Source organism: Brevundimonas sp. FV1ye4L, assembly GCF_058681255.1.
In genome coordinates, this window is the sequence record NZ_CM178734.1 from 510,130 (window position 1) to 534,106 (window position 23,977).

Here is a 23,977-nt window from a genome sequence, read left to right on the forward strand (position 1 = left end):
ATCGGACGGAGTGGACGTTTTGGATAGTGCGGGCCAGGCCTTGCTCAGCGCGCCGGGGCGGCGGCGGTCCAGGCCGAGACGAAGGCGGCGGCGTTGCGGCCGACCTCTTCAGCAGACTGGCCGGGCTTGAACACGGCGGAGCCGATGCCGAAGCCGGAAGCGCCGGCGGCCAACCACTGAGCCATGCTGTCGGGATCGACGCCGCCCACGGGATAGACGCGGGTGGCGGCGGGCAGGACGGCGCGGACGGCCTTCAGACCCGGCGTTCCCGCGACCTCGGCCGGAAACAGTTTCAGGGCGTCGGCGCCGGCTTCTAGGGCTGCAAAGGCTTCGGACGGAGTGAAGAAGCCGGGCAGGGACAGCAGGTCCAGCGCCTTGGTCTCGCGGATCACGTCGGTATTGGTGTTGGGCGAGATGATCAGCTGACCGCCGGCCTGCGCGACCTCGCGCGCGGCGGCGACGGTCAGGACCGTGCCGGCGCCGACCAGGGCGCGGCCGTCCAGGGCTGCGCGCAGACGGCGGATGCTCTCCAGCGGATCGGGTGAGTTCAGCGGCACTTCCAGGCAGCGGAAGCCGGCAGCGACGACGGCTTCCCCGACCGCGACCGCCTCGTCAGGCGTCAGCCCGCGCAGGATGGCGATCAGCGGCAGGGCGTCCAGGCTTTCGACGGTGGGGGTAATCATCGGGATACAGCCTCGTGAATGCGCCACAGGCCGAGGGCCGTGGCGGCGGCGCCGTCCGCGATGCGGACGTCTTGGAAATCGCCCAGGGCCAGAGCGGCGGCGTAGCGGCGACACAGGGGCTCGGCGCCGATCAGGATGATCGGACGGTCGCGAGCGTCGACCTGGGCGGTGATCTCGGCCCCGATCAGCAGGCCGGACAGATAGTCGGCGGCGGCCGCGGCCGAGAGCCGCCCCGCGAGACCTTCGACCCGCACCGAGAATAGGTTGGCGGTCACGGCCGGGTCGTGCAGCGCCCGCGCCACGCCGGCGGCGAAGGCGTCGTCATCCACGCCCGGATCGCCCATGTCGGCGCCCAAGATCGTGCCTTTGCGGATGGCGGCGAACAACTCGCCGGTCATGAAGGTGCGGAAACCGGTGATCCGGGCCTGGGCGGTGCGGACCCATTTGCTGTGGGTGCCGGGACCGACCACTACGGCGTCGTCCTGAAGGTCCAGACCCAGGACCTGGGTCTCTTCGCCGCGCATCACGTCTTGCAGGCGGCCGTCTTCAAACGCCGCGACGCCGGGTACTAGGCGGACCAGAGGCGCGTCATCCGGCGAAGCGACGGCGCCGGCCAGATCCGTGACGCCGGCGGGGCAGGGCAGATAGGCCATTTCTCGCCAACGGCCGCGTGCGCCGGCCATGCCGCTGACCAGGACAGGCAGGCCTTCATCCAACCAGTCGCCGGCGACGTCCTGAAGGACGTCGTGGAACTGGTCAGGCGTCAGGCCGCCCGCGCCGCGCGGGTCCGAACGACTGTCCAGAACCCGCCCGCCTTCGGCGATCCGCATGGCGCGCAGATTGCTGGTGCCCCAGTCAATGCCGATAAGGCCTGGTCCGATCAGACCTGTCGTCACGCTCACCTTACCACCAGATCGAATAGACCAGGATCAGGAAGCAGACCACGCCGACGGCGGCCAGGTTGAAGCCCAGCGACGTCTTGTAGCTGATCTGGTCCAGTTTGATCTTCATGGCGTCCGGCTTGGCCGGGACCAGCAGGGAGACGATGACGGCTGCGATCAGGGAGACGACGAAGACGACGCCGACCCGGTTCATGAAGGGGAAGATGAACTGACCGGTTTCCTGCAGCCACCAGAAGATGGCCGACAGCACCACCGAGCCGATGGCGGCGGTCAGGGCGCCGGCTTCAGACGCGCGCTTCCAGAACAGGCCCAGCATGAAGATGACGACGATGCCCGGCGTGAAGAAGCCCGTGAACTCCTGGATGAACTGGAAGGCCTGGTCGAAGCCGCCCAGAAGCGGACGGGCGGTCAGGATGCCGATGATCACGGCGACGACGGCGGCGATGCGGCCGACGGTGACCAACTGATGCTCGGGCACGTCCTTCCTGATCTTGGCGTAGAGGTCCAGGGTGAAGATGGTCGAGATCGAGTTCACCTTGGACGCCAGCGAGGCGATGATGGCGGCGATCAGGGCGGCGAAGACCAGGCCCTTCAGACCCACCGGCAGCAGGTTCATCATCGAGGGATAGGCCTGGTCCGGCGCCGACAGGTTCGGCGCCAGGATCAGGGCGGCCATGCCCGGCAGGACCACGATCACCGGCATCAGCAGCTTCAGATACGCGGCGAAGGCGATGCCCTTCTGGGCTTCGTGCAGCGACTTGGCGGCCAGGGCGCGCTGGATGATGTACTGGTTGAAGCCCCAGTAGCTGATGTTCATGACCCACAGGCCGCCCAGCAGAACGGCGATGCCCGGCAGTTCCTGATAGTGGGGGCTGTCCTTGGACAGGATCATGTCGAACTTGTCCGGGAACTCGGTCAGCAGGGTGTTGAAGCCGGCGAGGGCGCCGCCCGCGCCGCCGATGGTGGACAGGGCGATGAAGCCGATGATCAGGCCGCCGCAGACCAGCAGGGCCACCTGGACGATGTCGGTCAGGGCCACGGCCTTCAGACCGCCCCACAGCTGATAGGCCAGGGCGAAGACGCCGATGGCGACGATGGCGTAGTCCTGGTTGAACCCGGTCACGGTGTGGACGGCGATGGCGCCCAGCCACAGGATCGAGGTCACGTTGACGAAGACGTAGAGCAGCAGCCAGAAGACGGCCATCACGTTGCGGATCGTCGGTCCGTACCGCTGCTGCAGGAACTGCGGCATGGTGACGATGTCGTTGCGCAGGAAGATGGGCAGGAAGAACTTGCCGACGATCAGCAGGGTCAGGGCCGCCATCCATTCGTAGGAGGCGATGCCCAAGCCAATCACATAGCCCGAGCCGCTCATGCCGATGATCTGTTCGGCCGAGATGTTGGCGGCGATCAGCGAGGCGCCGATGGCCCACCAGGGCAGGCTCTTGGACGCCATGAAATAGTCGGTGGAGGTCTTCTGCTCGCCGGCCTTGCTGCGAGAGACCCACTGGGCCAGGCCGAAGATGAAGACGGCGTAGATCGCCAGAATGGCCAGATCGATGCCCGCAAGCGTCATGTGCATTTCCCCTACAGCCCTTGGTGCGGGCGGCCCTTGGTCCGGGCTTCCCGCAAAGCCTAGGGGAGGCGTCCATCCGCCGCAACGATATTTTTATATATGCGGGGAGATTTTACCCGCAACAATGCTAAGGTCGGCGCGCTCGCGGCTTCACTCAAAGGTGACGCCCCGTTAGCCTCTGGATCTTGCCGTAGGATTCTCATGACCGATCAAGACCCGACTGACGACCGCAAATATAGAGCGCCCGCGCTGGAGAAGGGGCTGGACGTTCTGGAACTGCTGTCGGCTCAGGGCGAACCGATGACGCCGTCGCAGATGTCGGCGACGCTGGGACGTTCGGTCAGCGAACTGTTCCGCATGATCCAGGTGCTGGAGTTTCGCGGCTACATCGAACAGTCGCCGGACGGCTATCGCCTGACGAATCGCCTTTTTACCCTGGGCATGACCCAGGCGCCGATCAAGTCGCTGGTCGATGTGGCCATGCCGGCCATGCGGGATCTGGCGTCGAACACTCTGCAGTCTTGCCATCTCGTCGTCCCGTCCGGCGACCAGATCGTCGTGATCGCCCGGATCGAGAGCCCCGGCGACCTCGGCTATTCGGTGCGGATCGGCTATCGCCGCAGCATCCTGCACGCGACGTCTGGCTTGATGTTCTATTCCCGGTCCAATCCGCGGGCGCGCAAACATCTGCACGACAGTCTGGTCTCCCTATTTGGAGAGGCGGATGTGACCGAGTTCGCAGAGCGGGCCATGGCCATGACCCGAGGCGCTCATGTCGAGCGCGCCAGTGATTTCGTGGTCGGTGTCACCGACCTGGTCGCGCCTATCATGGGGTCGGACGGCGTCATCGCCACCCTGATCACGCCCTTTATCGAGCAGGCGTCGATGGTCTGTACCAAGGATCAGGCGGCGACCCTGCTGGTCCAGGCGGCCGGGGCGATTTCCGATCAGATGAGCGCCGTCTCACAAGCTTGATCTCCGGCGAGTTTCGGCCGTTGACAGGAGCAAAGCCAGTCGTCATTTTCGTTGACGGTAACGACTTTCATTTGTGAAAGATCAGCAGCCGTCGATAAAACGGCGGGCGTCGAGGAGGCGCGCTTCGAATCATGGCCGCCATCTACACTGACCTCAAAGGCAGGACCGTCATCGTCACCGGCGGCGCCGGCGGCATCGGCGAAGGCATTGTCCGCGCCTTTCACGCCCAGGGCGCCCGCGTGGGCTTTCTCGATATTGATGCGCAACGGGGACCCAAGCTTCAGGCCGAGCTGGGGGCGGACACGCTGTTCGTCGCCTGTGACCTGACCAATATTCCGGCGCTGAAGGCGGCGGTGGCCGAGGTGCGCGCCGCGTTCGGCCCAATCGACATCCTGGTCAACAACGCCGCCCATGACGAACGCCATGCGACCCTGGACGTGACCGAGGAATATTGGGACGGCCGGATGGCCGTGAACCTGAAGCATCAGTTCTTCGCCGCCCAGGCGGTGCTGCCCGACATGAAGGCGAGCGGCAAAGGCGCCATCGTCAACCTGGGCTCCACCTCCTGGATCATCGGGCAGGGCGGAATGCCGGCCTATACGGCGTGCAAGTCCGCCGTCATCGGCCTGACCCGTTCGCTGGCCCGCGACTTTGGCCCCTTCGGCGTTCGGGTGAACGCTGTGGCGCCCGGCTGGATCATGACCGAACGCCAGCTCGAGCTGTGGGTCACGCCGGAGACCGAGAAAGAAATCTACGCCAACCAGTGCCTCAAGCGCCGGCTCGTGCCGGACGACATCGCCAAGATGGTCGTCTTCATGTGTTCGGACGAGGCCGGGGCGATCACCAATCAACACTATGTCGTCGATGGCGGCTGGACCTGAAATGACCGATACCTCGAAGCCCCATAAGACGCTCCGCAGCCGCGCCTGGTTCGACAATCCGGAAAACCCGGACATGACGGCCCTCTACCTGGAGCGTTATCTGAACTATGGCCTGACGCGAAAAGAGCTTCAGTCCAATAAGCCCATCATCGGTATCGCCCAGACCGGGTCGGACCTTTCGCCGTGCAACCGCCACCATCTGGTGCTGGCTGAGCGCGTGCGCGAGGGCATCCGCGAGGCGGGCGGCATCGCCATGGAATTTCCGGTCCATCCGATCCAGGAAACGGGCAAGCGCCCGACCGCCGGTCTGGACCGCAACCTGGCCTATCTGGGTCTGGTTGAGAGCCTGTACGGCTATCCGCTGGATGGGGTCGTTCTGACCATCGGCTGCGACAAGACCACGCCCGCCTGCCTGATGGCCGCCGCGACCGTGGATATTCCCGCCATCGCACTGTCGGTCGGACCGATGCTGAACGGCTGGCACAAGGGCGAGCGCACCGGCTCGGGCACGATCATCTGGAAGGCGCGCCAGATGATGGCGGCCGGCGAAATCGACTATGACGGCTTCATCGAACTGGTGGCGTCCTCGGCCCCTTCGGTCGGCTACTGCAACACCATGGGCACGGCGACGACGATGAACTCGCTGGCCGAGGCCCTGGGCATGTCGCTGCCCGGCTCGGCCGCCATTCCGGCGCCCTACCGCGAGCGCGCCCAGGTCGCCTATGAGACCGGTCGGCGCATCGTCGAAATGGTGCGCGAAGATCTGAAGCCGTCGGACATCCTGACAAAGGAAGCCTTCCACAACGCCATCGTCGTCAACTCCGCCATCGGCGGCTCGACCAACGCCCCGATCCACCTGACCGCCCTGGCCCGCCATTCTCATGTCGATGTGCCGTTGCAGGACTGGCAGACCGAGGGACTGCACGTGCCGTTGCTGGTGAACCTTCAGCCGGCGGGCGACTATCTGGGCGAGGACTATTTCCATGCCGGCGGCGTGCCGGCGGTCGTGTCCGAGCTGATGAAGCAGGGACTGATCAATGAGAACGCCCTGACCGTCACCGGCAAGTCGATCGGCGACAACTGCCGCGACGCGGAGATCGTTCTGCCGGACGTGATCAAGAGCTTCGACGCTCCGATGAAGACCGACGCGGGCTTCGTCGTCTTCACCGGCAATCTGTTCAACTCGGCCATCATGAAGCTGAGCGTGATCTCGCCCGAGTTCCGCGAGCGCTATCTGTCAAACCCCGACGACCTGAACGCCTTCGAAGGCCCGGCCGTCGTGTTCGACGGGCCCGAGGACTATCACCACCGGATCGACGACGAGAGCCTGGGCATTACAGAACAGACCCTGCTGTTCATGCGCGGCGCCGGCCCCATCGGCTATCCCGGCGCGGCCGAAGTCGTCAACATGCGGCCGCCGTCCTATCTGATCAAGAAGGGCGTCAGCGCTCTGGCCTGTATCGGCGATGGACGCCAGTCGGGCACCTCGGGCTCGCCCTCCATCCTGAACGCCTCGCCCGAGGCGGCGGCCGGCGGCAATATCGCCCTGCTGAAGACCGGCGACCGGGTGCGGATCGACCTGAACACCGGTCGCGCCGACATCCTGATCTCCGACGAGGAACTGGCCGAGCGCCGTAAGGCGTTTGAAGCGACGGGCGGCTACAAGTACCCGGCCTCCCAAACGCCTTGGCAGGAGATTCAACGCGCCACGGTCGGTCAGCTGGAGACGGGCGCCGTGCTTGAGCCCGCGATCAAATACCACCGCATCGTCGACAAGTTCGGCCTGCCGCGCGACAACCATTGAGGTTGAGCTGCATCAGTTCAGGCGGGTTGAGGTGAAACTCAGCCCGCCGGACCCGCCCGGCATCGGGCCGCGATATAATCGTCGTGGGTCGGCATCTGTTCGACTGCGCGCCGGATCGCCGATCTGATCTCGTTCAGTCGGAGCCGAACCTGCTCTTGAGGCACGGTTTCGGTCAGGGGGTCGCAGCGACCAGGGATTACGCCCTGGCCCATTAGGACGGCGATCCAACTGGCCTCCTGGAACAACTCATCATCGTAGCGGAAGACCCGCCCGCGACTCCGGAACAGCTCAATCTTTTGTGTCAGGCTGTCCGGCACGGCCATGTTGCGCACCTGGCGCCACAGCGCGGCGTCGTCCCGCTCGGTCGCATGGTAGTGCAGGATGATGAAGTCGCGGACCCGTTCGAATTCGGTCTGCATCAGCCGGTTATAGTTATCAATGTCCGCCTGCGCGAAGCCGGTGTCGGGAAAGCTGAGCAAGAGCTTGGACAGACCCGACTGGATCAGGTGGATGCTGGTCGATTCCAACGGCTCTATGAAGCCCGAGGCCAGACCCAGGGACAGACAGTTCTTGTTCCAGGTCTTGCGCCGGCGGCCGGTTGTGAACCGAAGGAAGTTGGGCTCGCCCGCCGCAAGTCCGTCCAGCGACGCCCGAAGCGTCGTCTCGGCTTCATCGTCGGACAGGAAGGCGCTCGAATAGACATAGCCGTTGCCGGTCCGGTGCTGAAGCGGGATCCGCCAGCGCCAGCCTGCCGACAGGGCCGTGGACTGGGTGTAAGGCGTTGGCGGCGCCACGCGGGCGCAAGGCATGGCTACGGCGCGGTCCGCAGGCAGCCAGTGTGTCCAGTCCTCGTAGCCGGTCTTAAGCGCGCCCTCGATCAGCAGGCCTCGGAAACCGGAGCAATCGATGAAGAAGTCGGCCGCCAGTTCGCGCCCGTCCTCAAGTTTGACGGACTGGATGAAGCCGTCGCTGTCCCGTAATTTTACGTCGGCGATACGGCCTTCGTAGCGGGTCACCCCGCGCGCTTCCGATTGACCCCGCAAAAAACGCGCATAGAGACCGGCGTCGAAATGGAAGGCGTAGGTCATCCGCGCCAACGGCGCGTTTGGCGTGTCCTCCGGACGGGCGAACCGCCCCAGTCGCGCCGCCATTTCGGTGGGCGAATATTCACCCAAGCCGCCGACATCGCCGCTCGCGCTAGCCCTCAACCAGTACTGGTGAAAGGCCGCCACGCCGAGCGGCGCGCCATAGGCGCCGAAGGGATGGAAATAGCTGTGCCCTTGGCGAAACCAATCCTGGAAGGCGATGCCCAGTTTGAACGTAGCTTGGGTCTCGCGGATGAAGGTGTTCTCGTCGATGCCTAGCAACTGGTTGAAAAGCTTGATCGGCGGGATCGTGGCCTCGCCGACGCCGACCGTGCCGACGGCCTCTGACTCGACAAGATCGATCCGAACCGCCCTGCCCAGTATGTGCGACAGGGCGGCCGCCGCCATCCATCCGGCGGCGCCGCCGCCGACGATCAGGATGCGTTGAACCGGCGCCGGGACCATCAGGCGTAACCGGTGAAATGGTCTGAGTGGGGGGGCAGGCTGGCGACGGCCTGACCGATCAGGTCCGCGAAGCGTGCGGCCTGTCGTTGGACGTCGTCAAGCTTGTCCAGCCCGACCAGAGGCGTCGTACGCCGAGGCCAGACGCCCAGGCCGGTGAAGACGGCGGTCCAGCTGTCCTCGCGGAAGGACTCGTCTTCCAGTAAGGGGATGTCGCCGCGCGCGCGGAACAGTTCGATCTTGTGCATCAGACTGTCGGGCGGCGCGGTCTCGCGGCAGTGACGCCAAAGATCGCCGTCCGTCCGTTGCGCCAGGTGATAGTGCAGGACGATGAAGTCGCGGATCCGCTCGAGCTCTAGCGCCGAACGACGATTGTACTCGCGGACCAGCAAGGGATCGAAACTGCGATCTGGGAACATCTCGAGCAGCCGGCCGATGCCGTTCTGGATCAGATTGATACTGGTCGACTCCAGCGGCTCCAGAAATCCCGAGGCCAGTCCGAGGGAGACGACATTGCCCTTCCAGACTTCCCGCCGACGTCCGGTGACGAACCTCAGTCGGTTGGGCTCAGCCAGGGGCGACGATTCCATCTGACCGATCAGGTCGTCCAACGCCGCCTGATCGTCGATGTGAGCGCTGGAATAGACATAGCCGTTGCCGACCCGGTGCTGCAGCGGAATACGCCATTGCCAACCGGCCGAACGGGCGCGAGCCGTCGTGAACGGCTCTGCCGGGCGGGTTGCCGCGCAGGGCAGGGCGATGGCCCGGTCACAAGGAAGCCAGTGGCTCCAGTCCTCGTATCCCGCCTTCATCGTCTGTTCGATCAACAGACCCCGGAAACCCGAACAGTCGATGAACAGGTCGGCCTCGACCTGCCGGCCATCTTCCAACTGTACGGCCGCGACATGTCCTGTTTCCGGGCTTTGAACGACATCGACGATCCGACCTTCGCAGCGCATCACGCCAAGACCTTCCGCCAGGGTCCGCAGACGACGCGCGTACAGGCCGGCGTCGAACTGGAAGGCGTAGGAATAGTGGGAGAGAACGGAGCGGGGGTCGTCCGCCGGCGGGGCGAACCGGTTGGCGCGCGACATGGCGGTCGGCACCGACCAGGGGTCCAGGCCCTGTATCCGGCCTGCCGCCTTCAGACGGAACAGGTATTGCCGCCAAGCCTGTCCGGCGACGGTCGGGCCATAGTCGCCGAAGCCATGGAAATAGTCGGATCCGAGGCTGCTCCAGTCCTTGAACGCGATGCCCAGCTTGGCGGTGGCGGCCGTGGACCGGATGAAATCATCTTCAGCCAGTCCCAGCATGCGGATGAACTGACGGATCGGCGGGATGGTCGCTTCGCCGACGCCCACGGTTCCTATGGCTTCCGATTCGACCAGGGTGATTTCGAGCGCGGGGCCCGACGGGCGGGTGAAGGCGCGGGCCAAGGCGGCGGCGGCCATCCAGCCGGCGGTGCCGCCGCCGACGATGGCGATGTGGCGCACCTCTCCTGACGTGTCGCTCATTACCTCTCCCTCCATGCCGACTTTGCGCCGGTCCTGATTGCCGCACACCGTAAAGCAAAGCTCGTCGGTCGGCATTAATGGTAGCGCTATCAGAAAATGCTTTTCAACGCATGAAAACCTGTGCATCCTTGAAAGGTGGTCACGTCGTCTTAGAGCGGCGGACCTCAACTTCGGGAGGGATGTCGTCCCACGACGCTGATAAGCGACGGGCGCGACCAGCAGGAAGGTTTGAGGCAAATGTCTCGTCAAAATCACGTTCGCCGTGTCGCGCTTCTGTGCGGCGCTTCGCTTGTCGCCGTCGCAGCCATGGCGCCGACGACGTCCATGGCGCAGGAATCTGCCCAATCTGACGACGCCGCCACGGTCGATGAAATCGTCGTCACTGGCATCCGCGCTCAGTTGCGGTCGGCTCAGGCGATCAAAAAGAACTCTGAAGTCATCGTCGATTCGGTGACGGCCGTAGACATCGGCGCCCTGCCGGACCGTTCGGTCTCCGAGGCGCTGCAACGCATCCCCGGCATCACCCTGCAACGCACCAACTCCGCCCGCGACCCCGCCCGTCTGGCGGCCGAAGGCGGCGGCGTCTTCGTGCGCGGCCTGTCGGGCGTTCGCTCCGAAACCAACGGCCGCGACATCTTCTCGGCCTCCAGCGGCCGCGGTCTCAGCTTCGAAGATGTGTCCGCTGACCTGTTGTCCGGCGTGGACGTGTACAAGAACGTCGCAGCCAACATGATCGAAGGCGGCATCGCCGGCACGATCAATCTGCGCACACGCGTTCCGTTTGATAACAGCGAGCCCCTGCTGGCGATCAACGCGGACTACAACTACGGCGACCTCTCGGAAAAGGGCTTCTGGTCAGGCAGCATCATCGGCTCCGACCGCTGGGACACGCGGATCGGCGAGTTTGGCCTGCTGGCCAACGTCAGTATCTCGAACGTGGGCAACCGCACCGACAGCATCTCGGCCGACCGTTATGACCCGGTGGTACTGACGGCTGACAGCGCCGACGGCACGGGCCAAGCCAATGAAACGGTCTATATTCCCAAGAATATGGGCTGGCGCACCATCGACTGGGAACAGAAGCGCACGGCGGTCGCGCTGGCGGCGCAATGGCGCCCGAACGACCAGTGGCTGTTCACCCTGCAGGCGCTGGGTTCGCAGGCCGAGACCTATAACGTCGAATATGCGATGGGCAGCGAGAGCATCCTTACGCCGAACTCGACCTATTCGTATAACGAAGACAACGTCTTTGTTTCTGGCATCGTGCCCAACGCCAACTACAACACCGACACCCGGATCGGCGACGACACGAAAAAGACCGGCGATGTCGCGCTGAACTTCAAATATACGCCCGGCGGCGCCTGGTCGTTCAGCGGTGATCTCCAATACGTCAAGTCGACGGCCGAGATCTATTCGATGACGGCCTTCACCCAGCTGGAAAATCGTCCCAATCTGCAGTTCACCATCGACGGCGACCTGCCGACCATCACCTCCACGGGCGGGTCGATGGAAGACAAGTCGAGCTACTGGTGGGCCGCTGCTATGGACCACATCGAGGACAACGAGGCCGACGAAATGGCCGGCCGTCTCGATGCGCGCTACGACTTTGAGAACAACGACTTCTTCCGCTCGGTCGAGTTCGGCGTTCGTATGACGGACAAGAACTACACCAACCGCCAGACGGGCTATAACTGGGGGCTGCTGTCGAACCAGTATTGGCTGTTCAACGCCAATACGGTCTATCTAGACGATGCTGGAGCTGTGGGAGGGGCGCAGGATCCGCGTCTGCTGGATTCCTCCTTCTTGTACACGTTCGACAACTTCTTCCGTGGGGATACTTCGGTTCCTGGCGTCGCTTGGTTCCCGACTGCCGGCCTGCTGAATCAGGGCACCGCCCACGCCTATGACATCTTGAAGACCACCCAGAGCGCCGGTTGGGGCTGGGCGCCGCTCAGCGACGACTACGACAGCTATCGTCTGGGCAGCGGCAACGGCGGGGTTACTGATCTTCAGGAGAAGACCGAAGCTGCCTATATCTATAGCCGTTTCGGCAATGACACGGGCTTCTTCGGTCGCGCCTTCGACGGCAACTTCGGTGTCCGCGTCGTCAAGACCAAGACCGAAACCAACCAAGTGGTCACCGTACCGTCGATCACGGGCGTCTGCCCGACGGGCGCTGACTGCACAGACTTTAATGAAGCGGTTCAGTTCGTGTCCGGTGGCGCCTTGGACGCGGGGGCGAACATCAGCAAGGAGTACACGAATGTACTCCCCAGCCTGAACCTGCGGGCCTTCCTGACCGAAACCCTTCAGGCGCGCGTCGCCGTGTCGCGCGCTATCCTGCGACCGGAAATGTACCAGTTGCAGCCCTTCACCAACCTGTCGATCAACTTTGAGGCTGACGGCTATACGCTGAACCCGACGACGCCCTTCACGGGCACCGGCGGCAATCCGAACCTGGAGCCTCTGAAGGCGACCAACTACGATTTCAGCCTGGAGTGGTACTTCGCGCCGACCGGCAGCCTGACCTTCGCCGCCTTCCACAAGGATCTGGAAGACTTCATCTTCTCCGGCAGCTCCACCGAGACCTACACCAACGGGGGGGTCTCCTATGACTTCCTTATGACCCGCTACACCAATGGTGACGAGGGCAAGATCGACGGCTTTGAACTGGCCTATTCCCAGTTCTACGACTTCCTGCCCGGTCCGCTCAGTGGCTTGGGGGTTCAGGCCAACTTCACCTATGTGGACAGCAGCGGCGGTCGCAACACCAGTCAAAATATCCTGGATCCGATCCAGAACGGCGCCGCCGGCGAAGAACTGCCGCTCGAAGGTCTTTCCAAGACCAGCTATAATCTTGCGGTCCTTTACGAGAAGTACGGTATCTCGGCGCGCCTCGCCTACAACTGGCGCGAGGAGTACCTGATGACGACCTCGGCGGCCAACATCAACGCGCCCGTTTGGTCCAGCGACTTCGGTCAACTGGACGGCTCCATCTTCTACAGCCTGACCCCGGATGTGAAGATCGGCGTCCAGTCGACCAATATCCTTAACGAGCGGACCGTGCTGAAGGTGGGCGGCGAGAGCCGCAAGGCGCCTTACAACTGGGTGGACACCGATCGCCGGATCGCTGTGGTGCTGCGCGCCGCCTTCTGATCCGGACCTGAGTAACGGGGCGTCGGCAGCCGCCGGCGCCCCGACTGTTTTCTTATCGACGTTGGGAGGCGGCGATGGGTTTTTTCGCACGCGGTTTGAGCACGGCCCTATCGTTCGCGGCCGTCGCAGTCGTGGCGGCGGCGCCGGTCCAGGCGCAGTCGCCAATCCCTCGGCTCGTCCAACAGGACGGACGACATGCGCTGATGGTCGACGGGGCGCCGTTCACTATCCTGGGCGCTCAGGTCAATAACTCGACCAACTATCCGGCGCCCCTGGCCGAGGCCTGGCCCGCGATCCGCTATGTCGGCGCCAATACGGTTCAGGTTCCCATCGCCTGGGAACAGCTGGAGCCGGAGGAGGGGCGTTTCGACTTTTCCTTCGTCGATCATCTGGTGCAGGAGGCGCGTCGCAACGACGTGCGTCTGGTTATCCTGTGGTTCGCCACCTGGAAGAACACCTCGCCCAAATATGCGCCGGCCTGGGTCAAGCTGAACCCCGCGCGCTTCCCGCATCTGATCCAGAAGGACGGCGCCGAATCCTACGCCATGTCGCCCTATGGCGAGGAGACCATGGCCGCCGACGCCCGCGCCTTCGCCGTCCTGATGCGTCACATCCGCCAGATCGACGAGCGCCAGCGCACCGTCATCATGGTCCAGCCGGAAAACGAGACCGGCACCTACGGATCGGTGCGTGACTATTCCCCCGCCGCCCAGGCCGCCTTCGACGGCCCCGTGCCCCAGGCCCTGCTGGACCGGACGGGCAAGGCGCCCGGAACCTGGTCCGCCGTCTTCGGCGACGAGGCGGAGGAATTCTTCCACGCCTGGTCCATCGCCGCCTACGTCAATACGGTGGCTGAGGCGGGCAAGCGCGAATATCCGCTGCCCATGTACGTCAATGCGGCCCTGCCTGACCCGCATGAGCGCACCGCCCCGACCAACTATGCCTCGGGCGGTCCCGTCTGGCCGGTCATTGACGTCTGGAAGGCCGCAGCGCCGTCGATCGAGATGCTGAGTCCGGACATCTACAATCGCGATTCATACACCTACGAGGGGCATCTGGACCGCTATGAGCGGCCCGACAACGCCCTGTTCGTCGCCGAGACGGGCAATGACATCCCCTATGCCCGCTATCTGTTCTCGGTTCTGGGCCGGGGCGGCATAGGGTTTTCGCCGTTCGGCATCGACTATACCGGCTACGCCAACTATCCGCTCGGCGCCCCGGCCATCGACGAGAAGGCCCTGACGCCGTTCCGCGACGCCTACCGGCTGATCGCGCCGTGGCAGCGGGTCTGGGCGCGCGCCGCCTTCGCCGGCAAGGTTTGGGGCGTGGCCGAACCCGACGACCGATCTTCACAGACCCTGGATCTGGGCGACTGGACCGCGACGGTCGGCTATCGCCGCTGGCAGTTTGGTCAACCGGACTGGACCTGGCTGGGGCCGCTGGCCGATGTGCCGGGGACTGAAAAGCCCAATGGCGGCGCTCTGATCGCCGAGATCGCGCCGGGCGAGTTTATTGTCACCGGCTATCGCGCCCGCATCGATTTCGCCCCCAAGCCCGCGACCGACGGCAAGCGCCGCATGGTCGTGCGCTATGAGGAAGGCCGTTTCGACGACGCCGGGAAATGGGTCTTCGAACGCATCTGGAACGGCGACCAAACCGACTACGGCCTGAACTTCACCGACCGACCGCAGCTGTTGCGCGTCGTCACCGCCACCTACTGAACGCACCCCTGATAGAAGCGAGAGCCCCCATGACCTCGACCCTCGCCCGCCGGCTGATGCTGGCCACCCTGATGATCGCTCCTCTGGGAGCCTGTTCGACCCTGATGGACAGCGCCTCGGCCGGCGCGATCCAGCAAGCCGCCTTTGAACGCATCCCCGCCGGCGTCGTCATAGCCCCGACCGAAGGCGCCGCGCGCCGCGTTCGACTGGAGGTCTATGGTCCCGAGACGATCCGCGTCACCGCGACCGAAGACGCAAACCTGGATCTACCGGCCAGCCTGATGGTCACGGCCCAGCCCTCGACCACCACCCCGTTCGAGGTCGAGACTCAGGGCGACGTGGTTGTGCTGAAGACAGCCGAGGCCACGGCGGAAGTGTCGCGCACCACCGGTGCCGTCCGCTTCCTCGACGAGAACGGCCAGGAGGTCCTGAAGGAGCGCCCGGGCAGCCGCGAACTGACCCCCGTCACGGTCGAGGACCAAAAGGGCGATCATCGTTTCCTGGCCACGCGCCAGGTGTGGGAAAGCCCCGCCGACGAGGCCTTCTACGGCCTGGGTCAGCATCAGCAGGGCGTGATGAACCACAAGGGCCAGGACGTGCTGCTGGCCCAACACAACATGGACGTGGGCGTGCCCTTCGTCGTCTCCAGCCGCAACTACGGCCTGCTGTGGGACACCAACGCCATCACCCGCTTCGGCGACCCGCGCCCCTATGGGATGTTGTCGGATCGGCTGATCGTTCGTGACGAGGGGGGCGCCTTCGGCGGCCTGACCGCGCGCTATTATCAGGACGGCGTGCTGAAGGTCAGCCGGCCGGAAGGCGAGATCAATTATGAGTTCATTCGCGACCAGCAGCGCTGGCCGGAAGGCCTGAAGGCCCAGCCCGGCGCTCCGGTTCAGACCGGCGATATGGGCAAGCCCGGCCAGGCCGGCGTCAGCGTCGTCTGGGAAGGCTCGATCGAGACCGCGACCGCCGGCCTGCACAAGTTCCGCCTCTATTCGTCCGGCTATGTGAAGGTGACGATCGACGGCAAGGTGGTCGAGCAGAACTGGCGCCAGAACTGGAACCCCTTCGACCATGATTTCCAGGTCCAGATGGCGGCCAACACGCGCGTGCCGATCAAGATCGAGTGGACCCCGGAAGACGGCTATATCTCCCTGCGCCATATGGACCCGCTGCCGGCGGCCGACCAGGGCGCCCTGAGCCTGGCCTCGGAAGTCGGCACGGCCATCGACTATTTCTATGTCGGCGGCGACGACATCGACGGCGTCATCTCCAACTATCGCGGCCTGACCGGCAAGTCGGTGATGCTGCCCCGCTCGGCCTATGGCTTCTGGCAGAGCCGCCAGCGCTACAACACGCAGGAAGAGGTGGTCGGCGCCGTGCGGCGTTACCGCGAGCTGGGTCTGCCGATCGACATGGTGGTTCAGGACTGGTTCTATTGGCCCGAAAACGCCTGGGGCTCGCACCAGTTCGACCCGGCGCGTTATCCGAACCCGACCCAGATGGTGAAGGACGTTCACGACATGAACGCCGACATCATCATCTCGGTCTGGCCGAAATTCTATCCGACGACCGAACACTACAAGCAGCTGGACGCCATCGGCGGCATGTACACGCGCAACGTCGATGTCGGCGCGCGCGACTGGGTCGGCCCCGGCTACGCCAACAGCTTCTACGACCCCTATCTCCCGGCCGCCCGCGACCTGTACTGGAAGCAGATGTCCGACAGCTTCAAGGGCATGGGCTTCGACGGCTGGTGGCTGGATTCGGTCGAGCCGGACATGCACTCCAACCTCGACATCCCCGAGCGGACCCTGCGGATGGGACCGACGGCGGCCGGTCCGGGCGCCTATGTGTTCAACTCCTATCCGCTCGTGAACGCCGAGAACGTCTATCGTCGTTTCCGGGCCGAACATGAGGGCCAGCGCACCACCATCCTGACCCGTTCGGCCTGGGGCGGCCTGCAACGCACCGGTTCGATCCTGTGGTCCGGCGATGTCGTGGCGCGTTGGGACAATCTGCGCGACCAGATTTCGGCGGGCGTCAACGCCGGCCTGTCGGGGATCGCCAACTGGACCCACGACATCGGCGGCTTCTCGGTCGAGGCCCGCTATTCGAACCCGGCCGGCATGAAGCCCGAGGACAAGGCCGAGTGGGACGAGCTTCAACTGCGCTGGTTCCAGTTCGGCGCCTGGTCGCCGATCTTCCGCTCGCACGGCGAATACCCACTGCGTGAAGTGTACAATCTGGCCAACCCGGGCACGGACTATTACACCGCCTATGCCGAGCAGATGCGCACCCGCTACCGGCTGATGCCCTATATCTACAGCCTGGCCGGCGACACCTATCTGCGGGACGGCACCATCATGCGCGGCCTGGTCATGGACTTCCCGTCCGACCGCAAGGCGCGGGACATCGCCGACCAGTACATGTTCGGTCGTGACCTGATGGTGGCGCCCGTCACCGAGTACAAGGCGCGCAGCCGTTCGGTCTATTTCCCCGTCGGCGCCGACTGGTACGACCTGAAGACGGGTCAGACCTTTGCGGGCGGTCAAACCGCCTCCGTTGCGGCCGCTCTGGGCAAGATCCCGGTATTCGTCCGTGCGGGCTCGATCCTGCCCACGGGTCCGGCCATCACCTATACGTCCGAAAAGCTGGACGGCCCGCTGACCCTGATCGTTTATACCGGGGCGAACGGGACCTTCTCCCTCTATGAGGACGATGGCCAGGACTACGGCTACGAGCGGGGCGAGTTCTCGACCATTCCGATGACCTGGGACGACGCGCGCGGCGTCCTGACCATCGGCGCTCGCTCGGGCGCCTATCCGGGCATGCCGATGAACCGGACGATCAACGTCCGCTTCGTCAGCGGGCCCGGCGCCGATGTCGGTAACTTCGACGCAGCCCCGGCCAGGACGATCCAGTATTCCGGCCGGGCGGTCGAGGTGCGTCGCTAGAAGACGGAGGGCATCGACATCGTGCGCAATGTCGATGCCCTATCCGTTGTTTTTCACCGGGCCGGCCAGGGATCGAGCCTGATTGCACTTGATTGCACGTTGCATCGATTTTCGCCGTGCAATGCAATTTCGAAACGCCCGCCCCGGCGGGGTGAAGGGGAGGCGCCGATGCGCTCGTTGTTGCTGTCCGCCGTCGCTGCGACCGTTCTGGTCGTCGGCGCCGCTCAGGCCCAGGGCCAGACGCCTGCGGCCCCCTTGCTGGACCCGATGTTTCAGGATCACGCCGTCCTGCAACGGGGCCGTCCGATCGCGGTCTGGGGCCAGGCCGCGCCCGGCGCGGTCGTCTCCGTCGGCCTCAGCCAAACTCAGGTCCAGGTGACCGCCGGCGCTGACGGCGTCTGGCGCGCCACCCTGCCGACCTTGAGCGCCGGCGGACCCTATGTCCTGACCGCCCAGACCTCGGACGCGACCCAGACGGTCTCGGACGTCATGGTCGGCGATGTCTGGCTTTGCTCGGGCCAGTCAAACATGGAGTTCGCCGTCCGTCAGGCGACCAATGCCGACACTGAAATCGGCGCCGCTAACGACCCCAATCTGCGTCTCTTCCTTGTGGGCCGCTCCAGCCTGCCCGCGCCGTCGTCTGCGCCGCACCCGGTCGGTCAATGGCGCACGACCGATCCCGCCAGCGTCCGTGATTTCTCTGCCGCCTGCTATTTCATGGGACGCGATTTGCGCCGGTCCGAGAATGTACCGGTCGGCCTGATCGCCGCCTCGTGGGGCGGGTCGATCATCGAGGACTGGCTGAGCCGGGACGCCGTGACGACCCTGGGCGGTCATGAACAGGCGCTGGAAGCGCTGGACTCCTACGCCCGCGACCCATCCCAGGGCGACGCCCTCTGGCGGCAAATCACTCAAGCCTGGTGGGCGGCCAATGATCCCGGCACCAAGCAGGGTTGGAACCTGGTGCGCACGACCGACTCCGACTGGGCGTCGATCCCCGCCGAAGGGTTCTGGGAGTCTACCGTTCCCGGTCTCGCCACCTTTGACGGCGTCGTCTGGCTGCGCAAAACGGTAGAACTGACCGCCGCCCAGGCCCGTCAAGCCGCGACGATCGAACTGGGTCCGGTTGACGATGCGGACGTGACCTGGATCAACGGCAAATATGTCGGCGGCCAGCAGGGCTGGGATACGCCACGCACCTACGCTGTTCCGGCAGGGACGCTTAAGGCGGGCCGCAACCTGATCGCGGTCGGGGTGCTGGACACCAATGGCGGCGGCGGCGCCTGGGGACCGGCCGCGAACAAGCGTCTAGTCCTTGCCGATGGAACCAGCGTCGCCCTGTCTTCAGGCTGGCGCCATCGTGTCGCGGCGCCCCTGGGCGATCTGCCCAATCCGCCGCGCACGCCGTGGATCGGCGGCAGCGGCACCACCACCCTCTACAACGGCATGATCGCTCCTCTGGGCGCCTATGGTGTGAAGGGCATGGCTTGGTACCAGGGCGAGTCCAACGTGGGCGATTACGTCGGCTACCGCCGTCTGCTGCCAGCTCTGTTCGCTGACTGGCGCAGGCAGTTCCAGAACCCCGAGATGCGGATGCTGGTGGTTCAACTGGCCAATTTCGGCCCCGCCGCAGGCCAGCCGACCAACTCCTATTGGGCCGCCTTGCGTGAAAGCCAGCGCACGGTCGTCAACGCCGATCCTCTGGCGGGTCTGGCCGTCGCCATCGATATCGGCGACCGCTACGATATACATCCGACCAATAAGCTCGAGGTCGGGCGTCGGCTGGCGCTGGAGGCGCGGCGTCTGGACGGGACGGTTCAGCCTGTGTCGCCTCAGCCGAGCTCGGTCGACCGCGCTGCCGACGGCGTTCACGTCCGCTACGCGCCGGGCACAGCGCTGACCGCTTCCGGCTTCAATCGCCCGATCGGTTTCGAACTGTGCGGCCCTGGCGACGTCTGCCGCTTTGTCGATGCGAGCCTGGCTGGCGATCAAGTGGTGCTGACTATGGCCCAGCCGACGGACGTCAAGGTGCGCCTCTGCTGGGCCGACAGCCCGGTGTGCAACCTCTATGGACCGGCAGGGCTGCCGGCGGTCCCGTTCGAGGCGAAGATCCGCTGATTTGGGGGGGCGAGTTCAGACGAGACCCGCTCCCCGCAAACGCACCGCCGGCGCAACGGCCACCGGTCGCGCCTCCGGCAGGTCGATGACCAGGCCCTTATCTGTTTGCCGGAAGGGCAGGGCGGGGCCGCCCAGCATATCGACCGCCTCGACTCGTCCCCCTTGGGGCGTCAGGGCGTGGATCTGCATCTGGCCGTCTTGCGGCCAGTCGAGGGCGAAGGCGTACAGGGTCTGGTCCTTGGTGGTGAAGCGGATGTCCTGGCCGGTCCACGGCCGCGCCGCGCCCTCGCCGTGCATACCCGCGACCACCGTCGTCGGTCCTTCGCCGTAGATCCGCCAGGGGCGGGTGTCGAAGATGGCCTCGCCGTTGACCCTCATCCAGGCGGCGATGTCAGTCAGGATCTGGCGTTCGTCGCTGTCGATCGACCCGTCGCCGCGCTGGGGGATGTTCAGCATCAGGTTGCCGTTTTTGGACACCACATCCACCAGTCGCTGGATCACGCTGTGGGCAGGCACATAGTAGTGGCTGGTGTAGCGGGCGCGGTTGTAGTGCCAGTCGCCGATACAGGTGTCGGTCTGCCACGGTTCGGGCTTCAGACTGTCCGAGAAGCCGCGCTCCACCGTCTCGACAATGCCCTTGCGCTTGCGTTCATCCAGGCGCTTTCCGTTCACGACCGGCAGTTCGCCGCGCCATTGAAGGGAGGCGTTGTAGAACTCGGCCGTCGCCTCCAGCCCGTACCGCCCCAGCGGCAGTTCATAGTTGTCGAAATAGACCATGTCCGGGCGGTATTTGGTGATCAGATCGCGCTGGCGCAGCACCCACGACCGGACGAAGGCGGGGTTGTTCTCCGGAGGCGTTTCGATCCACTGGCCGTCGCGGGCGTCGTGCCAGGCATTCATCTCGGCGATGGAGCCGATCCCGTCGGGTGGGGCGAAGGTCGGGCCGGTGTAGAGCTCTTGCGGGTCCAGCCCGTCCCACCATTTGCCGGCGCCGTCGGCTTTTGTCAGGCGGGCGGCGTCGTAGCGGACGCCCTTCATCGGCCCCTCGGCGTCATAGCCATAGGCCGTCTGCCACCAGTGCCAGGCGTGGGCCGCGTGGTTTGACACGGCGAACCGAAGTCCTCGCGCCCGAACCGCCTTCTCCCACGTCCCGACGATGTCGCGTTTGGGGCCGACCCGCATGACGTTCCAGTCGTGGTGGGCGCTATCGAACATGTCCAGATTGTCGTGGTGGTTGGCCATCGACATGATGTAGCGGGCGCCCGCTGCCTGATAGAGATCCAGCAGACCCTCGGGATCCCACTGGTCGGCTTTCCACTGGTTGATGAACTCCATGAAGCCGAACCGGCTGGGGTGGTCGTAGGTGGCGACGTGGTGCTCGTAGAAGGGGTTGCCCTGGATATACATCTGGCGGCCGTACCAGTCGCCGAACTCGGGCACGCACTGCGGCCCCCAGTGCGACCAGATCCCGAACTTGGCGTCGCGGAACCAGTCAGGGGTCTTATAGCCCTGGATCAGACTATCCCACGTCGGCTTGAACGGGCCGGCCGCGAGCTGGTCCGGAGCCGTTGCGCATGCGCCCAGCATGGACGCCGAGGCGCCCGCCCCCAAAAGTCCGCGTCGTGACAAGTTCATTCCGGTTCTCCATAGACGACGCCGCGTCCATCCGTGGCCACATAGACGCGGCCAAACACTCTGGGATCGCCGGCGATGGCGCGATAGCGGCGTCCGTATTCGTGACGGTCGTCATTGACCCTGACCCATGACCGGCCTCGGTCGTCAGAGCGGAAGACGCCCCGGACTGGACCGTGCGTCCCAATGGCGAACAGGGCGGGGTAGGTCGATCCGGTCGGCGGTTTGCCGAAGTCCAGCATCTCCACCGCCAGCCCTCCGTCGATCCTTGCGAAATTCTGGCCGCCGTCCCGGCTGTTGTAAAGCCCGGAGCGGGAGACGAACCACAGGTCGCCGTCATGGCCGGGTGTAGCCTTCAGCGGGAAGGCCTGCTCGCGCCAGTTCGGCCGGTCAGCCGATACGTCGGGCAGGCCGCGCGACGGCACCGGCGCAAAACTGCGCGCCTGGTCCACGCTGACCAGCCATTCGCCGGTTCGGAAATCCAGGGCGTAGAACAGGCCAGGGTCCTTGCGGTCCGCGACCGGACGCAGAAGCGGCGGCAGACCGAGGCAAGGTCGCCAGGTCGCGCCCCGGTCGTCCGACCAGGCGGCTTGCGGCGTCGCCAGCACGAAGGCCGATCCGTCCGCCGAGACGGTGATGGGCGCGTCGCGGTACAGGTCCATGCGCGGATTGTCCGGTGACGCCGCAGCTGCGCCGGAGGCCGGACGGGGGCGACCCAGGGGTTTCCAGCTGCGCCCCGCATCGGCTGACCAGGCTAGGGTGGAGCCGTCGTGGCCTTCGGAGCCGACGCCTTCGTGCGGCGTGCCGCTGCGCACCACCACATTGGGCGCCATGCCGGCGTAGTCGATCTGGTTGGTGTTGGCGAAGACGGGGGTGGTGAACTGCAAATCCGGCGACCGGGCCAGGTCCTCGTGGGCGAAGCCGGAGATGTCGCCGAATCCTGTCAGAAGCTGCGGCCCGACCGGCGGGCTGATCAGGGTGATCACCGCCGTCTGCTCAATGCCCTCGACCCAGGGGGCCCAGTCAGTCGGCCGCTCGGCGTCGGCCGCCGACAAATTGCGCGTTTCATAGACGGTGGCCCCGGTCGCATAGACCAGCCGGTCGCTGTCGAACGGATCCAGAGCCAGGGCGGCGATCCACCAGCCGAAGTCGGGCTTGTCGTTGCCCCAGTTCAGATAAGGGGTGGCGCTGACGTCGTGACGGGCCGCCTCCCGAAGGCTGATCCAGGTCTTGCCGTCGTCGATGCTGCGCCAGATCGTATCTCCGGGCCGCCATCGGTTCAGGGTCGAGACCATTAGGACGCCCGGCCGCTGGCGGTCCACCGCCACCCCCATGAAACCGCCGAGAGGGCGAGGCGGGGTGATGTCGGTCCATTCGCGGGTGTTCGTGTCCAGCCGCCATACCGCGCCGTCGGTGACGCCGTTGGGGCCTATCCCAAGGGTGCACGTGACGTACAGCACGCCTCGGTCATCGAGCTCAGCCTTGGCCGCCGACAGTTCGGCGCGGGGCCCGCCCTCGACCGGCCGCCAGGTTTGGCCCGCATCGTCGGAGCGATAAAGCGCGTGCTCGTGCGGATCGGCGACGCCGACGAACAGGGTCTGGGACCGCTGTCCCTCGGACCCCGTGCGGGGATCGAAGATCACGAAGCTGAGGCCGCCGTGCGTCTCACGTCCGGTCGGTAGACCCAGGCCTTTCAGTGGGAAGCTGTCGACCTTGCTCCAGGTCCGCCCGCCGTCGCTCGACGTCTGCAAACCGTCGTGGCGCGAGCCGAAATAGAGGATCCGGTTATCGTTCGGATCGATCGCCAGCCGCTCGCCGAGTCCTCTCCCGTCCTCATTGCCGCCCATTCGGAAGGGAACCTCCACACGCGACCAAGTTTCGCCGCGGTCGTCGGAGCGCAGCATGGCCCCCGGATCGCCCCGGTGAACGCCTACCGCCATGTGAACCACGTCCGCATCGACGGGATCGGCGGCTACACTTTCCACACCGAAGTCGGCCGATCGGGGGCTGGAGTCCTGCAACGGCCGCCATCGTCCGGCGGCGGCGTCGAAGCGATACGCGCCGCCCATATCTGACCGGGCGTAGGCTAGGCCTTGCTCGACACGGCTGAAGATGATGCCCGGTATGAAGCCCCCGGCGCCAACCTTCACATTGCGCCACCTGTAGGTCTCGGCCTTCGGTTCGGATTGCGCAATTGCCCTCATGGAGGGGAAAGCGGTTGCAAGTCCTAGAGTCAGGACGCCGGCCGCGCGCCTCGTGATTCCGTTCTTCATGCCGTTTCTCCCTTGAACTCGGACATCTGTCGGCCCGTTTGTGGTAGCGCTAACTTATTCCAGTTGACAGCATTGTCATGGGTGCATCAAGTTGCGCTGGTGAAAATCAACGTCGGTCAACGACGTGCGGGAGTGAGGCTAGAGTTCCAATGGATTTCGCCCCGCCTCGCGCGTCTGAGACGCCTGATCTTTTGCACCCTGAGCGAACTTCCGGTGCGGTCTAAGGACCGCACCG

Annotated in this window: 14 protein-coding genes; 7 read left to right on the plus strand and 7 right to left on the minus strand. The window is 65.1% G+C overall.

Annotation, left to right across the window (positions count from 1 at the left end):
• Window positions 1-44 precede the first annotated feature (44 nt).
• Genes ACW17X_RS02480 through ACW17X_RS02490 form a run of 3 tightly spaced genes read right to left on the minus strand, consistent with a single transcriptional unit; the run spans window position 45 to window position 3,161 of the window.
• Window positions 45-683, minus strand: a complete 639-nt coding sequence (locus tag ACW17X_RS02480; RefSeq protein ID WP_492099508.1) for a 2-dehydro-3-deoxy-6-phosphogalactonate aldolase — start codon at window positions 681-683, stop codon at window positions 45-47.
• Window positions 680-1,585 (minus strand): 2-dehydro-3-deoxygalactonokinase, encoded by a 906-nt coding sequence (locus tag ACW17X_RS02485; protein WP_492099509.1) that lies wholly within the window; start codon window positions 1,583-1,585, stop codon window positions 680-682. The genes ACW17X_RS02480 and ACW17X_RS02485 overlap by 4 nt, the downstream gene beginning before the upstream one ends.
• Before the next feature lies 1 nt (window position 1,586).
• On the minus strand, window positions 1,587-3,161 hold the full coding sequence (locus ACW17X_RS02490; protein WP_492087085.1) for a sodium/sugar symporter: 1,575 nt from the start codon (window positions 3,159-3,161) through the stop codon (window positions 1,587-1,589).
• A 201-nt stretch (window positions 3,162-3,362) separates the two neighbouring features.
• Here ACW17X_RS02490 and ACW17X_RS02495 point away from each other — a divergent pair, with 201 nt between their 5' ends.
• From ACW17X_RS02495 to ACW17X_RS02505, 3 genes are all read left to right on the plus strand, one after another.
• Window positions 3,363-4,136 (plus strand): IclR family transcriptional regulator, encoded by a 774-nt coding sequence (locus ACW17X_RS02495; protein WP_492099510.1) that lies wholly within the window; start codon window positions 3,363-3,365, stop codon window positions 4,134-4,136.
• Window positions 4,137-4,267: 131 nt separating this feature from the next.
• Window positions 4,268-5,017 carry an SDR family NAD(P)-dependent oxidoreductase gene (locus ACW17X_RS02500; RefSeq protein ID WP_492099511.1) on the plus strand — a complete coding sequence of 250 codons (750 nt, stop codon included), beginning with the start codon at window positions 4,268-4,270 and terminating at the stop codon, window positions 5,015-5,017.
• Between the two features lies 1 nt (window position 5,018).
• On the plus strand, window positions 5,019-6,821 hold the full coding sequence (locus ACW17X_RS02505; RefSeq protein WP_492099512.1) for an IlvD/Edd family dehydratase: 1,803 nt from the start codon (window positions 5,019-5,021) through the stop codon (window positions 6,819-6,821).
• Between the two features lie 38 nt (window positions 6,822-6,859).
• Here the strand turns inward: ACW17X_RS02505 and ACW17X_RS02510 are convergent, their stop codons facing one another.
• Both ACW17X_RS02510 and ACW17X_RS02515 read right to left on the minus strand, forming a co-directional pair.
• A complete protein-coding gene (locus tag ACW17X_RS02510; protein WP_492087081.1) occupies window positions 6,860-8,371 on the minus strand; it encodes a tryptophan halogenase family protein in 1,512 nt (503 codons plus the stop codon).
• The gene (locus ACW17X_RS02515; RefSeq protein ID WP_492099513.1) at window positions 8,371-9,882 is read right to left on the minus strand and encodes a tryptophan halogenase family protein; all 1,512 of its coding nucleotides are present in this window, start codon (window positions 9,880-9,882) and stop codon (window positions 8,371-8,373) included. The genes ACW17X_RS02510 and ACW17X_RS02515 overlap by 1 nt, the downstream gene beginning before the upstream one ends.
• A gap of 324 nt (window positions 9,883-10,206) precedes the next feature.
• On the opposite strand from ACW17X_RS02515, the gene ACW17X_RS02520 reads away from it, so the two are divergent.
• The 4 genes from ACW17X_RS02520 (at window position 10,207) to ACW17X_RS02535 (ending at window position 19,837) form a co-directional block, all read left to right on the plus strand.
• The gene (locus ACW17X_RS02520; protein ID WP_492099514.1) at window positions 10,207-13,038 is read left to right on the plus strand and encodes a TonB-dependent receptor; all 2,832 of its coding nucleotides are present in this window, start codon (window positions 10,207-10,209) and stop codon (window positions 13,036-13,038) included.
• Between the two features lie 74 nt (window positions 13,039-13,112).
• Window positions 13,113-14,759, plus strand: a complete 1,647-nt coding sequence (locus ACW17X_RS02525) for a DUF5597 domain-containing protein (protein ID WP_492099515.1) — start codon at window positions 13,113-13,115, stop codon at window positions 14,757-14,759.
• Between the two features lie 29 nt (window positions 14,760-14,788).
• Complete coding sequence (locus tag ACW17X_RS02530; RefSeq protein ID WP_492099516.1) at window positions 14,789-17,719, plus strand: TIM-barrel domain-containing protein; 2,931 nt, start codon at window positions 14,789-14,791, stop codon at window positions 17,717-17,719.
• Window positions 17,720-17,887: 168 nt separating this feature from the next.
• Window positions 17,888-19,837, plus strand: coding sequence for a sialate O-acetylesterase (locus ACW17X_RS02535; RefSeq protein ID WP_492099517.1), 1,950 nt, complete (start codon window positions 17,888-17,890; stop codon window positions 19,835-19,837).
• A gap of 15 nt (window positions 19,838-19,852) precedes the next feature.
• Here the strand turns inward: ACW17X_RS02535 and ACW17X_RS02540 are convergent, their stop codons facing one another.
• Together ACW17X_RS02540 and ACW17X_RS02545 are read right to left on the minus strand one after the other, a co-directional pair.
• Window positions 19,853-21,472, minus strand: a complete 1,620-nt coding sequence (locus ACW17X_RS02540) for an alpha-L-fucosidase (protein WP_492099518.1) — start codon at window positions 21,470-21,472, stop codon at window positions 19,853-19,855.
• Complete coding sequence (locus tag ACW17X_RS02545) at window positions 21,469-23,619, minus strand: WD40/YVTN/BNR-like repeat-containing protein (protein WP_492099519.1); 2,151 nt, start codon at window positions 23,617-23,619, stop codon at window positions 21,469-21,471. Before ACW17X_RS02545 ends, ACW17X_RS02540 begins: the two co-directional genes overlap by 4 nt.
• Between the last annotated feature and the right edge of the window lie 358 nt (window positions 23,620-23,977).

Excerpts from the sequence above, each read along its gene's own strand:
- ACW17X_RS02510 (WP_492087081.1), bottom strand. The coding sequence starts at position 8,371 with ATGGTCCCGGCGCCGGTTCAACGCATCCTGATCGTCGGCGGCGGCGCC.
- ACW17X_RS02495 (WP_492099510.1), top strand. The coding sequence starts at position 3,363 with ATGACCGATCAAGACCCGACTGACGACCGCAAATATAGAGCGCCCGCG.
- ACW17X_RS02480 (WP_492099508.1), bottom strand. The coding sequence starts at position 683 with ATGATTACCCCCACCGTCGAAAGCCTGGACGCCCTGCCGCTGATCGCC.
- ACW17X_RS02540 (WP_492099518.1), bottom strand. The coding sequence starts at position 21,472 with ATGAACTTGTCACGACGCGGACTTTTGGGGGCGGGCGCCTCGGCGTCC.
- ACW17X_RS02530 (WP_492099516.1), top strand. The coding sequence starts at position 14,789 with ATGACCTCGACCCTCGCCCGCCGGCTGATGCTGGCCACCCTGATGATC.
- ACW17X_RS02505 (WP_492099512.1), top strand. The coding sequence starts at position 5,019 with ATGACCGATACCTCGAAGCCCCATAAGACGCTCCGCAGCCGCGCCTGG.
- ACW17X_RS02500 (WP_492099511.1), top strand. The coding sequence starts at position 4,268 with ATGGCCGCCATCTACACTGACCTCAAAGGCAGGACCGTCATCGTCACC.
- ACW17X_RS02515 (WP_492099513.1), bottom strand. The coding sequence starts at position 9,882 with ATGAGCGACACGTCAGGAGAGGTGCGCCACATCGCCATCGTCGGCGGC.
- ACW17X_RS02490 (WP_492087085.1), bottom strand. The coding sequence starts at position 3,161 with ATGACGCTTGCGGGCATCGATCTGGCCATTCTGGCGATCTACGCCGTC.
- ACW17X_RS02525 (WP_492099515.1), top strand. The coding sequence starts at position 13,113 with ATGGGTTTTTTCGCACGCGGTTTGAGCACGGCCCTATCGTTCGCGGCC.
- ACW17X_RS02520 (WP_492099514.1), top strand. The coding sequence starts at position 10,207 with ATGGCGCAGGAATCTGCCCAATCTGACGACGCCGCCACGGTCGATGAA.
- ACW17X_RS02535 (WP_492099517.1), top strand. The coding sequence starts at position 17,888 with ATGCGCTCGTTGTTGCTGTCCGCCGTCGCTGCGACCGTTCTGGTCGTC.